We start from the raw sequence: 12282 nt of genomic DNA, 5'->3' as shown, positions 1-12282 counted from the left end.
CCGTCTTTCCAGTCCGTCAGGCCAACCTCAGCTGCGCCGGTGAAGGGGTATTTACGGATTAGACTCCCTACCCGCAACCCCCATTTTGAAAAAACTTTGCTTTTCTCACTAAATTCTAAATTAATTATTATAACTCAAATACTTAAACGTTTATTTTGCGATTTCCGCCAGCCACTTAAGGTGCAGGCTCATCAGAAGAAGTGGGTGAAATCTGCGCTTTGGCTGGAATCGTCGGCCCCGACAGCAAACGACGACATTGATATCCGTCTTGAGTCTTTCGATCGACGCGGGCGTACCGTTTCGCTGAATGTCGAAGAACACTTGGAAACTGACTTCAGGTCACAATTGTTTTTTCACTCAATTGACGCAGTCTCAGGGAAGCCTGGCTCGGATGGCGAACAGCGGACCAGCGCATCAATGGTTCTGATAGTAGGGAAGCCAGCATGCAGTTCGACTATATCATCGTGGGCGGCGGGTCGGCAGGATCCGTTCTTGCAAACCGCCTCAGCGAGAACCCGGCTTCACGCGTTTGCCTGCTCGAAGCAGGCGGGAACGGAAAGGGCCTGACTGTCAGGGTGCCGGCAGCTGTCGTGGCAACCCTTCCGGGACGCCCCAAGATCAACAACTGGGCTTTTGAAACCATACCGCAACTCGGGTTGAACGGACGCCGGGGGTATCAACCCCGCGGTAAAGCACTGGGTGGTTCGAGCGCGATCAACGCGATGCTTTATGTCAGAGGTCAGCGGCAGGATTATGATGGGTGGGCCGATCTGGGCTGCGACGGCTGGGATTGGGACAGCGTATTGCCGTATTTCAAACGGTCCGAGAACAATGAGCTTGGTGCAGACAGCTGGCATGGTGACAAAGGCCCGTTACAGGTGTCACAGCAAAAAGAACCTCGCCCGATCACCCGCGCGTTCATTGAAGCCGCGCAGCAACTCCAACATCGCCACACTGAAGATTTCAACCGAGGCGATAACGAAGGTGTCGGGGTGTACCAGGTAACGCAGTATCATGACCCTTCAAAGAATGGAGAGCGGTGCTCAGCGGCTGCGGGTTACCTGTTCCCGATTGCCAACCGCCCGAACCTGACGGTCATTACACATGCCTATGCGAAAAGGCTGGTCTTTCAGGGTAAGCGCGCAACTGGCGTTGTTTTCAGGGTCAAAGGCAAAAAGGCAGACACCACCGTTACCGCCACGCGCGAGATTCTCCTGTGCGCGGGAGCATTAAAAACACCTCAACTGCTGCAAGTCTCAGGGATTGGAGCAAGCGCTGATCTTGAAACGCACGGGATCGCTGTTCTGCATGAACTGCCGGGTGTGGGGCAGAATTTGCAGGACCACCTCGACTTTACGCTGACCTACCGAACCAAAGACACGAACAACTTTGGGATCGGCGCGACAGCAGCGGTGCGACTGCTGAAGCACATCCGTCAGTGGCGCAAGACCGGTGTGTCAATGGCGGCCACACCGTTTGCCGAAGGGGCGGCGTTTCTGAAGACCTCACCCGAGTTGAAACGCCCGGATATCCAGCTGCATTTCACCATCGCAATGGTCGATGATCACGCCCGCAAGCTGCATTACGGTTACGGGTACAGCTGTCATATCTGCAAGCTTCGCCCGGAAAGTCGGGGAACCGTTGGCCTGAGCAGCGCGGACCCAATGGCAATGCCTGTCATCGATCCGGGGTTTCTTTCAGATGCACGAGATCTGGACACCATGATCAAAGGCGCGCGAATGACGCGAGACATCCTGCAAGCGCCGGCTTTGGCCAAATATCGGCACAAAGAGATGTTCGGAACCGATACGGCGAAATCCGACGCCGATTGGGAGGGGCATATCCGCGCCCGTGCCGACACGATCTATCACCCGGCTGGCACCTGTAAGATGGGCACCGACGATCTGGCGGTTGTGGATCCTGAACTCCGGGTGCGGGGGATCGAGGGGCTGCGTGTGGTTGATGCGTCGGTGATGCCAACGCTGGTATCGGGAAACACAAACGCGCCAACAATAATGATCGCGGAAAAAGCCTCGGATATGATTAAAGCAGCCGCGCAGTAAAGAACCTACCGGTCCTTCATCAGCGCCTCCAACCCCACCCGGTAGTTTGGATAGATCAATTCGACACCCAACTCATCCTTGATCCGGTCGTTTCGGACGCGTTTGTTCTCGTTATAAAAACTGCGCGCCATCGGTGTCAGGTCAGCCTTGTCAAATGAAACCGCCGGGGGCAGAGGAAGCCCCTGCAATTCGGCGGCATACCCGATGACATCCTGTGGCGGGACAGGTTCATCGTCGCATACGTTGTAAACACTGCCCGGATTCGGCCTTGTCATCGAGGCTTGCAGAACCTGCGCAATGTCATCCACGTGGATACGCGAAAACACTTGCCCCGGCTTGATGATGCGCCGCAGCCCACCGCGTGTGAGCTTGGAGAACGGCCCACGACCTGGGCCGTATATCCCTGCCAGACGGAAGATGTGAACAGGCAGGCCCGGCACAGCCGCCCATTGCTCTTCAGCCAGCATGCGCCACTTTCCACGCTTGGCGGTCGGTGTTGGCGGGGTGTCTTCGTCAACCCAGCCGCCCTGATGATCGCCATAAACAGCCGTTGTCGATAAATAGCCCACCCATGTGAACTGACTTGCCCGTTTTCGGATCTCATCGCCCAGCGCCGCCAGTACCGGATCGCCCGCCTCGCCCGGTGCCGTTGAGATCAGCAAATGCGTCACCCCATCCAGATTTGGGACCTCACCGGGCCAGATCAGCGGGTCCGCGCCAGAGGCACGTATCGCATCTGCGCCTTCGCCATCTCGTGTGGTGCCAAAAATCTGCCAGCCTTTCGGGGCAAGAATTCGGGAAAGGGCCTGCGCAGAATAGCCGTGGCCAAATGAGAAGAGTGTCTTGGTCATGCCCCGTTGATGGGCTTCAGCGCATCGGGATGCAAGCGCCGCATGGACGCACTTGAATCGAATCTTCTGATGCGCCTTTCTGTGGATATGAGCAAAAAGAAACCAGACCTGCATTCTGCCTACGCGCTGAGCTCTCCGGACGAAAACAAACGCCTTTATGCGGAATGGGCCGGGGATTATGACGACAGCTTTGCCGCGCGTGAGGATTATCAGCTTCATATCCATACCGCACGGGCGTTTGTGGGCGCGGGCGGTCAGGGGCCGGTTCTGGATGTCGGTGCGGGAACGGGCCTATGCGGCGCGGTGTTGTCTGGGCTTGGCGTTGGGCCGATTGATGCCACGGATATCAGTTCGGAAATGCTGGAACAGGCTATGCGCAAGGATATCTACCGGGACGCGATCGAGGCTGACCTGACCCATGGCATCCCGGTTCCGCCTGACAGCTACTCCGGCATCGTGTCATCTGGCACGTTCACGCATGGCCATCTGGGTCCCGAAGTATTACCCGCCCTGCTTCGCGTCGCACGGTCAGGCGCGACGTTCGCCCTGTCAATAAACGCCCACCATTTCGAAAAGATGGGCTTCAAGGGCAAGCTGCACGAACTGGAACAGGATCAGATTCGCAACCTGACCCTGCCCGAGGTTCGCATCTACGGTGATCTTGCCGCGGGTCCAAACAAGGATGACACGGCCTTCATTGCATTGTTCGAACGGGTTTAGGCCCCGGACAGGTCCAGCCGCGTCAAGTATACATCTGCTTTTTGTAAGCGCGCGTGCGTGTCGTCGCCTCGGCCGAGCCATCGTGATAGGTGCCAAACCACTTGTCGAAAGGAATTTCGGATGTGCCGTAGTTGCACTCGAAATACCGGTGGTGGAGCTGGTGAAAAAAGTCGCCCGCCCGCGCGGCTTCGGTCTCACCGGCCTTTATCTTCTCGAACCCAGAATGGGACAGTATCGGGCTGACCTGCTGGAACGAGCTGTGAAACAACACATGCAGCGGATGGGATGGCACGATCAGGTGGATGAAATACGTCGTGAAATACAGCATGTTTTCATACCAGTGATTCGAAATCCCTGACCACGGCCCGGTATTGACATTGCGGTGATGGACCGCGTGCACATGTTTATAAAGCCTGGGATGATGTTCCAGCCGGTGCACCCAGTAAAAATGCAGGCCGGACCACATGGGAATGAACAGCATCCAAACCACAAACCACACCGGCGCGCTGGCCCAGGTAATCGTCGGAACCCAGCCATTTGCCATCGCCCAAAAGATGACCCACTGGTAAATGGTCGCCACCGTCATGGCGCTGCCCAGCGTCCACCAGATATTATCCCAGACCTGATTGCGGAATGTGAATGTTCCGTTGTCCCGCGTCAGGTCTCTTCGATCGAACTTTTTGTACATCCCCTGCCCTTTGCGCATGTACAGCCACCAGTGCAGGCTTCCTGCTATCAGAGTTTGCGGCACCATGTTCAGCAACCAAATCCTGAACATCCAGCCGGGTGCAAAGCTCTTCATCGTCTCTAACTCAGGGAAAAAGAACGCATAGGCGATGACGGCCAAAGTCATGCACAGGGTCAGGGCGGTGATTTGCAACCACGCTCCGCCGTACCATTTCAGCACGGCGGATGGGCGCGGCGGCCAACTGAACAGCGGATTGAGGCCTACTGGCCCGTCGGGGTGGTAATGCCAGCAGGCGGCTTCGGGGTCCTGCGCGGTATCTCGCATGTCGGTCACTCTGTCTTGCATCAGGTTGCGTAATCCGAGCCTTCTGCATCGAGTATTGCCTTGATCTCTCGCAGATGCGCTTCGGCCTGATCGGGGTAGTCGTCCAGTTCCTGCGCTGTTTTCTCGGCAATCTCATCCGACAGCACCCGCAGGGGCAGACCTGTTTGCAGTGCCCGGATGTATGTTTCGGCAGCGCGCTCGAAATAGTAGAGCCTGTTAAAGGTATCCGCCGGGTCACTGCCCGTAATTAGAACCCCGTGGTTGCCCATGATCATGACCTTCTTTTTCGGATCAGCCAGCATCCCGGCGCACCGCTCTCCTTCGCTTTCAAAAGCCAACCCGCCAAATTCTTCGTCAACAACGTAGCGATTGTAGAAGGTCGCAGTGTTCTGATCGATTGGCGGAAGCGTACTGTCGGCCAGTGAGGCCAGAACAGTTGCAAAGATCGAATGCACATGCATGACGCAGCGCGCGTGTGGGCAATGGCGATGGATCGAGCCGTGCAGGCCCCAGGCCGTGGGATCAGGTGCACCGGGCTGTGACATCACATCCGGATCGTTGGCGTTCAACAGCAACAGATCAGACGCGCGAATACGCGAGAAATGCGCCTGATTGGGGTTCATAAGGAACTGCGTCCCGTCTTTGTTCACAGCAAGACTGAAATGGTTGGCAACGGCTTCATGCATATTCAGCCGGGCTGTCCAGCGAAAGGTTGCGGCCATGTCCACACGTTCTGACCAATGGTCGATATTGGGGCGAAGGCTAGTGAGGCTCATGTGTGGAGTCCTTTGACAACTGCGAATGACCAAAGCCTGCATTTGGTCCGGCAATTTGACCAACGAAAAAAACGCAACTATCCCATTAGCTGAACTTATGCCGGAGTTATGTCGATGCAAAACAGGCTTCCCCCGCTGGGCTGGCTGCGCACATTCGAAGCCGCAGCCCGCCATCTGTCATTCACCGACGCGGCGCGGGATCTGAACATGACGCAAAGTGCGGTCAGTCAGCAGATCAAATCGCTGGAAGGTCATCTGGGTCAGCCATTGTTCCTGCGACGCCCGAAGGCGCTTGAGCTGACAGAGGCCGGGATCACCTATTTGCCGGTGGTGCGCGAGGCGTTTCGGACGCTGATACGGGGCACTCAGGCGGTTACTGGCGCGCAACAGAACGCGGTACAGGTGCAGTGCAACATCAGTTTCGCCGTGAACTGGCTGGCCCCGCGCCTGCCGTTATTTCGGGCGGAACACCCGGATGTTCAGCTGAACATCTTCACCGAGTTGTGGGAGCCGCGCGAGATGGCCGAAGGCGCAGCGGTCGAGATCAGGTTTTCCCTTCGACCTTCGGATACGACCAGAACAGAAATGCTGCGCTCTGAATATTACTATCCCGTCTGCGCGCCGGGATATCAGGTGTGTCTGCAAGACCTTCAGGAAAAACCCCTGTTCGACTGTTCCAACCTTTTGATCAACTGGGCGACATGGGCGGAAGATCAGGGTCTGAATTGGCAGAATCCTTCTATTACCTACGCAACAACCTATTTGGTTTGTTTGTCAGCCGCGATGGCCGGAGGTGGCCTGTGCCTGGCCCATGACACCATCGCGGGTCACCTGATCGATCAGGGGCGGCTGATCGCACCATTTGAGCATCGCGCCCCGATGCCCGAGGCGTATTATCTGCTGCTCTCCCCTCAGGCTGAGGATACGCCCGGGGCCGTCACCTTTGCGAACTGGATACGGCGAGAATTCGGGTCCGAAACGTAAACTCGACGGGTTCCTGGGCGCTGTCGGCACCTATGTCAGCTTTCGATGGCCGGGTTGGGCAGATTTGCAGGATTGTGATCCGTCGGCAGTAGTGAAGAACCGGGGTTGCACCCGCGCGCGCATTCGTGAAAGTTGAGCCATGGAAAACACACCCTTCCCAACTTGGCCCGATGTCGCCCCCAAATTGATCGCAGTTGCTGCCGGACGTGAGGCAGCAGATACGGTAATAACGGGTGGGACTTGGGTAAATGTGCACAGCCGCGAACTGCTGCCGAACCATTCTGTTGCAATCGCCGCAGGCCGGATTGCATTTGTCGGTCCAGACGCCTCGCATTGTACCGGACCAGAGACACAGGTTATCGACGCGCAAGGCCGCTATATCCTGCCCGGCTTATGCGACGCGCATATGCACATCGAATCGGGGATGCTGACCCCCGCCGAGTTTGCTCGCGCGGTGATCCCTCATGGCACAACCAGTATGTTCACCGACCCGCACGAGATCGCCAATGTGTTGGGGCTGGATGGTGTGCGCATGATGCATGACGAAGCAATGATGCAGCCGGTCAACATCTTCACTCAGATGCCCTCCTGCGCGCCGTCTGCACCGGGGTTAGAGACGACAGGCTATGAAATCACCCCCGAAGACGTCGCCGAGGCGATGAAATGGCCCGGGATCATCGGCTTGGGTGAAATGATGAACTTCCCCGGCGTGATTCACGGCGATCCCAAGATGCTGGCCGAGATTGCGGCCACGCAGCGGGCAGGAAAGATTGTTGGCGGGCATTACGCATCCCCTGATTTAGGGCCTGATTTTGCGGCTTACGTGGCTGGCGGACCTGCCGATGACCACGAAGGCACCTGCGAAGCGGATGCCATCGCACGGGTTCGTCAAGGAATGCGTTCGATGATGCGGTTGGGCTCGGCCTGGTATGACGTTGAAAGCCAGATTACCGCAGTAACCGAGAAAGGCCTGGATGCGCGCAATTTCATCCTGTGCACGGATGACTGCCACTCTGCAACGCTGGTCAATGAAGGGCATATGAATCGCGTCGTGCGCCACGCCATTGCCTGCGGCTGTGACCCGCTTGTTGCCGTGCAGATGGCGACGATCAACACCGCCACGCATTTCGGTCTGGAACGCGAGATTGGATCGGTCACGCCGGGACGACGGGCGGATATCATCCTCAGCTCTGACCTGACCGAATTGCCGGTCGAACTGGTCATAGCGCGCGGGCAGGTTGTCGCGGAAAACGGGGTGATCAAGGTTGATTGCCCCCATCTAAACTGGCCCGACAAGGCACGTCGCACGGTTCATCTGAAGCATGCGCTGACCTCGACCGATTTTGAGATCACGGCGCCGAAGGGCGCAAACAAGGTAAGGGCCAACGTCATTGGCGTGGTAGAAAACCAGGCCCCCACTAAAGCGCTGAAAGCCGAATTGCCGATTATCGGCGGGCTTGTTGAAGGTGAGGGTGACGTATGTCAGATCTCACTGGTCGAACGACACCGGGCGACAGGGGGCGTCACCAATGCCTTTGTCTCGGGGTTTGGATATCAGGGAAAAATGGCCATGGCCTCGACCGTGGCACATGACAGTCACCACATGATCGTCGTCGGCACGGACCGTGAACAGATGGCGCTGGCCGCGAATCGACTGGCCGAGGTGGGTGGCGGCATCACGATCTTCCGGGACGGCCAGGAACTGGCGATGGTCGAACTTCCCATTGCCGGTCTGATGTCCGACAGCCCGGCCGCTGAAGTTGCGGCCAAGGCGGACAGGATGGTTCAAGCCATGCAGGAATGTGGCTGCAATCTGAACAACGCATATATGCAACATTCGCTGCTGGCGTTGGTCGTCATACCGGAACTCAGGATCTCTGATCTCGGGCTGGTTGACGTGCGCACATTCAAAAAAATTGATCTTCTGGAACCCTTGGCATGACGACACTCCTGACACCTGAGGCCCTTTCGCCAGAACAGTTCACCGATCCCGCAGCCGCAGTTGCGCGACTGGAGGAGCTTTACACTCAAGCAACAGAATTTCTGTGCGACAGCTTCTCGAAGGTACTGCAAAATGGAGCACCAACCGCCAGATACAGGGCCTATTACCCCGAGATTCGCATAATGACGTCGACCTATGCTCAAGTCGACAGCCGCCTGAGTTTTGGGCATGTGGCGGAACCCGGTGTTCACGCTACAACCGTAACGCGCCCGGATTTATTCCGGTCCTACCTGACCCAGCAGATTGCCCTGTTGATCAAGAATCACGACCAACCGGTGACGATTGCAGCGTCGGACACACCTATTCCGGTGCATTTTGCCGTGGCGAATACGTCAGGTCTGGTTGTGCCGCATCAGGGGGCGGCTGCTTTCACCCTGCGCGATGTGTTTGACGTGCCGGATCTGACCACCACGAATGACGACATCGTTAACGGCGTGCACGATCATGAAGACGCCGTCGGGCCCTTGTCATTGTTTACTGCCCAGCGCGTCGATTATTCACTTGCGCGACTGGCACATTACACAGCGACAGATGCCCGGCATTTTCAGAACCACGTTCTGTTCACGAACTATCAGTTCTATGTTTCGGAATTCGAGAACTACGCCCGTGAGCAGTTGGCTGATCCCAGCAGCGGGTATACCAGCTTTGTCTCGACCGGGAATGTTGAGATCACGGAGCCGGACGCAGAAATCGAGCAACCGCTGAAACTGCCGCAAATGCCAACCTATCATCTGAAGCGTGAAGATGGTTCGGGTCTTACTTTGGTGAACATCGGTGTCGGCCCCTCGAATGCGAAAACTGCGACCGACCATATCGCGGTTCTGCGCCCGCACGCGTGGTTGATGGTTGGCCATTGCGCCGGATTGCGCAACACGCAGGCATTGGGCGATTTCGTTCTGGCCCATGCATATCTACGTGATGACAAGGTTCTGGATGATGACCTGCCGGTCTGGGTGCCCATCCCGCCCCTGGCCGAAGTTCAGGTCGCGCTGGAACGCGCCGTGGCCGAGGTGACCGAGCTGGAAGGGTATGAACTGAAGCGGATCATGCGGACGGGAACAGTTGCATCGGTCGACAATCGCAACTGGGAACTGCGCGATCAATCCGGGCCGGTTCAGCGCCTCAGCCAGTCGCGGGCCATCGCGCTGGATATGGAAAGCGCCACCATCGCCGCGAACGGCTATCGCTTCCGCGTTCCTTACGGCACATTGTTGTGCGTTTCGGACAAACCCCTGCACGGCGAACTAAAGCTGCCGGGCATGGCGTCGTCCTTTTATACCACCCAGGTCAGCCGTCATTTGATGATCGGGATACGCGCCATGGAGCACCTGCGTGGCATGCCGTTAGAGCGTTTGCACAGCCGGAAATTGCGTTCCTTCGACGAAACTGCCTTCCTCTGACGCAAAAAAGCAACGTTTTCCCCATATTTTTAGGGGTTTCTGCGCTACTATTCGTTGTGTTTGGCCACAATATCCCGTTACAGTTACGCGGTGAGGCCCTATAGATCGGGCACGTTAAGGAGACCAAGAAATGGCAAAACCTATGACAAAGACTCAGCTGGTTGCTGCTCTCGCTGAGGAAATGGGAACCGATAAGAAATCCGCGAACTCTGCGCTTGAGGCCATCACCGGCCTGATCACGCGCGAAGTTTCCGCAGGTGGTGCAGTGACCCTGCCTGGCGTCGGCAAAATCTACTGCCGCGAACGCCCTGAGCGTCAGGTCCGCAACCCGGCAACCGGTGAAACCTTCACCAAAGAAGCCGACAAGGTTGTGAAAATGACCATCGCGAAAGCACTGAAAGACAGCGTGAACGGCTGATCTCAAGCGCTTGGAACCATATAAAGGGGTGGCGGTTACGCGGCCCCTTTTTTGTGCCTGAGCTTCACAATTTAAAGCCTGCGCACATGTGTCCTAAGGCATCAGCGTTCTTATTCAGACTGTAAATATGGGCTACAATCCAACACCGGATGTCCTTGGCACGTTTTTTACGGACAACCCTTTGAATTCCTGCTTGGCCCGCTAAATCCCAGTTCTATGGAACAGGATATTACATTCACGCGACTGCCCCTCGTCTCAGCACCTGAGATACTGGCGCATATGAGAAATCCAATTCTTGCCGAACACATGCCTCTCCTGACGCAGGATTGGGATGAGGAAACAGTCGCCAGTTTCGTTAATGCGAAAGAGTCGTGTTGGGCGCGGGACGGCCTAGGTCATTGGGCAATTCTGCACCGCGGACAATATGTGGGATGGGGCGGTTTTCAAAAAGAAGGTGAAGAGTGGGATTTCGGGCTGGTCCTGAAGCCCAGTGCATTTGGACTGGGTGCCAAAATAGCGCGTCAGGCCATCGCATTCGCAAAGCAGGACAATCGTATTCCGTTCGTGACATTCTTGCTGCCGCCTTCACGCACGAAACTGCGCGCAATGACTAAACTCGGCGCGTATTTTGTTGGGCAAGTAGACTACTCTGGCCACAGCTTCCTCAAATATCGTCTCGACACGGAATGAGGCGCGAACCGGGCAGCGCCAAAACACGGCTGCGGGCCCCGATGTCGAGGCCCGCTTTTGTTTTGGTAGGTTAGAAACAATCAGTGAATCGTCTCAACCTTGTGGAAGTCCAGATCACGATCTTCCGGCATGGCGTCGATACTCATCACCTCTTTGCGCTTGGTTACAAGGATATAGACCACGCAAGCCAGGTAGAGACCGACTACGACGGCTCCGATCCATTGGATTTGCAGCCACTGGCTCTGGAACAGCAGGGTCAGGACAAACAGCAGCGCGACGTTGCCGGCGACATAGGTCGCCTTGCCAAACCGCTCGGCGGTCATGTTCAGGTTGTCCGTATAGAGCCTAATCAGAGAGTCCAGCGAGTTGATCACAAAGGTCACGCCCACGATTACCATCGCGATATTGGTGATCCCTGCGGTGCTGATACCGTTCAGATGATAGTAGTAGAGAACGGTGAACCAGATCCCCAGCGGGATCGACGGGAAGATCAGCAACGCCGCCAGCAACTGCCAGGTCTTCAACCCGCCCACAAAGCGCGAAGTAAACTGGCCAATCATGATTGACCACGCAAACCACCAGAACAGGTAGAAGGCATGGTAGTCAGTCAGCGGCAGGACAAATTTGTGCATATTGGTGAAATAGGCGCCAATGTTACTGCCGGTTTCGACAAACCCGGTCATTCCCATACCAGCGGCCGCCCACATTCCCAGGATCAGGGCCATGAACAGGAAGGTCGAGCCCACCGACAGGATCCGCACATATTTCAGGTCGGTCGACGAGTATGCCGCCGCCAATATGACCACAAACACGATGACGTAGAAGGTGGTAACGACAGATTCGCCATCTCCGACCTCTGGCAGGTAGCCAGGCAGGTAGATCAGGAACAGGCTGGCGGTAAAGGCGCAGGTGCCAATAATGACCACGTTGTTGATCAGTTTGACCAGCGGGATCTCAAAGAATTTCACGCGCGGTTCGATCACGCAGAAATAGAAGGCTGTCAGGAAGTAAAACGCCCAGATCAGAAAACCCCAGAAACCGAATTCGATCGCCAGTGGATTAGCAAAGGCATATGCCGGATCTTCGGCATACCCACCAAATTCTGTCAACGGGAACATGATCAGGCCAACATCCAGACCGGACGTAAACAGGATCGCGATGAATGTGAAAAGGTGAACAGGTGTCACGCCAACGCAGCGCAGGTTCCACCATTTCACGACGAAGAACGCGACCAGGCCCAACGCCAGTAGGACGCCAAAAGATAGAATGTATTCCAGAAGCACCGACAACCCTCCCTTGATATGTCAGATCCCGGAGCTGATAGCTTTAATTGGTCAGTCAATCAACGAAAACATAAGGGCGACTT

11 protein-coding genes are annotated in these 12282 nt (G+C 56.3%); 7 read left to right on the top strand and 4 right to left on the bottom strand.

All coding sequences use genetic code 11. The annotated features are described in order from the left end of the window. Positions 1 to 443 precede the first annotated feature (443 nt). Entirely contained in the window at positions 444 to 2063 is a 1620-nt protein-coding gene (locus tag AC2FLU_RS17570) for a GMC family oxidoreductase (RefSeq protein ID WP_480555070.1), read from the top strand. A 5-nt stretch (positions 2064 to 2068) separates the two neighbouring features. On the opposite strand, the gene AC2FLU_RS17565 is transcribed toward AC2FLU_RS17570, so the two are convergent. Continuing rightward, entirely contained in the window at positions 2069 to 2914 is an 846-nt protein-coding gene (locus AC2FLU_RS17565) for an SDR family oxidoreductase (protein WP_480519731.1), read from the bottom strand. A gap of 87 nt (positions 2915 to 3001) precedes the next feature. Between AC2FLU_RS17565 and AC2FLU_RS17560 the strand changes: the two genes are divergently transcribed. Beyond that, complete coding sequence (locus tag AC2FLU_RS17560) at positions 3002 to 3634, top strand: class I SAM-dependent DNA methyltransferase (protein ID WP_480474626.1); 633 nt, start codon at positions 3002 to 3004, stop codon at positions 3632 to 3634. Between the two features lie 22 nt (positions 3635 to 3656). Here AC2FLU_RS17560 and AC2FLU_RS17555 read toward each other — a convergent pair whose 3' ends face one another. After that, entirely contained in the window at positions 3657 to 4646 is a 990-nt protein-coding gene (locus AC2FLU_RS17555; protein WP_496812061.1) for a sterol desaturase family protein, read from the bottom strand. 20 nt (positions 4647 to 4666) lie between these two features. Continuing rightward, positions 4667 to 5422 (bottom strand): class II aldolase and adducin N-terminal domain-containing protein, encoded by a 756-nt coding sequence (locus AC2FLU_RS17550; protein WP_480474622.1) that lies wholly within the window; start codon positions 5420 to 5422, stop codon positions 4667 to 4669. Positions 5423 to 5536: 114 nt separating this feature from the next. Here AC2FLU_RS17550 and AC2FLU_RS17545 point away from each other — a divergent pair, with 114 nt between their 5' ends. The 5 genes from AC2FLU_RS17545 to AC2FLU_RS17525 all read left to right on the top strand — a co-directional run bounded on the left by AC2FLU_RS17545 (position 5537) and on the right by AC2FLU_RS17525 (position 10916). Next, on the top strand, positions 5537 to 6406 hold the full coding sequence (locus AC2FLU_RS17545) for a LysR family transcriptional regulator (RefSeq protein ID WP_480555072.1): 870 nt from the start codon (positions 5537 to 5539) through the stop codon (positions 6404 to 6406). Positions 6407 to 6545: 139 nt separating this feature from the next. Next, the gene (gene ade, locus AC2FLU_RS17540; RefSeq protein WP_480555073.1) at positions 6546 to 8348 is read left to right on the top strand and encodes an adenine deaminase; all 1803 of its coding nucleotides are present in this window, start codon (positions 6546 to 6548) and stop codon (positions 8346 to 8348) included. Next, a complete protein-coding gene (locus AC2FLU_RS17535) occupies positions 8345 to 9808 on the top strand; it encodes an AMP nucleosidase (RefSeq protein ID WP_480606033.1) in 1464 nt (487 codons plus the stop codon). Before ade ends, AC2FLU_RS17535 begins: the two co-directional genes overlap by 4 nt. Positions 9809 to 9938: 130 nt before the next feature. Continuing rightward, positions 9939 to 10226, top strand: a complete 288-nt coding sequence (locus AC2FLU_RS17530; protein WP_117871130.1) for an HU family DNA-binding protein — start codon at positions 9939 to 9941, stop codon at positions 10224 to 10226. Positions 10227 to 10442: 216 nt separating this feature from the next. After that, entirely contained in the window at positions 10443 to 10916 is a 474-nt protein-coding gene (locus AC2FLU_RS17525) for a GNAT family N-acetyltransferase (protein WP_496808141.1), read from the top strand. An 80-nt stretch (positions 10917 to 10996) separates the two neighbouring features. Here AC2FLU_RS17525 and AC2FLU_RS17520 read toward each other — a convergent pair whose 3' ends face one another. Continuing rightward, the gene (locus AC2FLU_RS17520; protein ID WP_496716181.1) at positions 10997 to 12193 is read right to left on the bottom strand and encodes a BCCT family transporter; all 1197 of its coding nucleotides are present in this window, start codon (positions 12191 to 12193) and stop codon (positions 10997 to 10999) included. Positions 12194 to 12282 lie beyond the last annotated feature (89 nt).

It is taken from the genome of Ruegeria sp. SAZD013 (assembly GCF_059612525.1).
Note: the sequence above shows the minus strand (reverse complement) of the source record. Positions and strands in the feature narration are given on the sequence as shown.

What these genes read in the sequence shown, in the direction of transcription:
- AC2FLU_RS17570 (WP_480555070.1), top strand. Translation starts at nt 444, where the DNA reads ATGCAGTTCGACTATATCATCGTGGGCGGCGGGTCGGCAGGATCCGTT.
- AC2FLU_RS17565 (WP_480519731.1), bottom strand. Translation starts at nt 2,914, where the DNA reads ATGACCAAGACACTCTTCTCATTTGGCCACGGCTATTCTGCGCAGGCC.
- AC2FLU_RS17560 (WP_480474626.1), top strand. Translation starts at nt 3,002, where the DNA reads ATGAGCAAAAAGAAACCAGACCTGCATTCTGCCTACGCGCTGAGCTCT.
- AC2FLU_RS17555 (WP_496812061.1), bottom strand. Translation starts at nt 4,646, where the DNA reads ATGCGAGATACCGCGCAGGACCCCGAAGCCGCCTGCTGGCATTACCAC.
- AC2FLU_RS17550 (WP_480474622.1), bottom strand. Translation starts at nt 5,422, where the DNA reads ATGAGCCTCACTAGCCTTCGCCCCAATATCGACCATTGGTCAGAACGT.
- AC2FLU_RS17545 (WP_480555072.1), top strand. Translation starts at nt 5,537, where the DNA reads ATGCAAAACAGGCTTCCCCCGCTGGGCTGGCTGCGCACATTCGAAGCC.
- ade (WP_480555073.1), top strand. Translation starts at nt 6,546, where the DNA reads ATGGAAAACACACCCTTCCCAACTTGGCCCGATGTCGCCCCCAAATTG.
- AC2FLU_RS17535 (WP_480606033.1), top strand. Translation starts at nt 8,345, where the DNA reads ATGACGACACTCCTGACACCTGAGGCCCTTTCGCCAGAACAGTTCACC.
- AC2FLU_RS17530 (WP_117871130.1), top strand. Translation starts at nt 9,939, where the DNA reads ATGGCAAAACCTATGACAAAGACTCAGCTGGTTGCTGCTCTCGCTGAG.
- AC2FLU_RS17525 (WP_496808141.1), top strand. Translation starts at nt 10,443, where the DNA reads ATGGAACAGGATATTACATTCACGCGACTGCCCCTCGTCTCAGCACCT.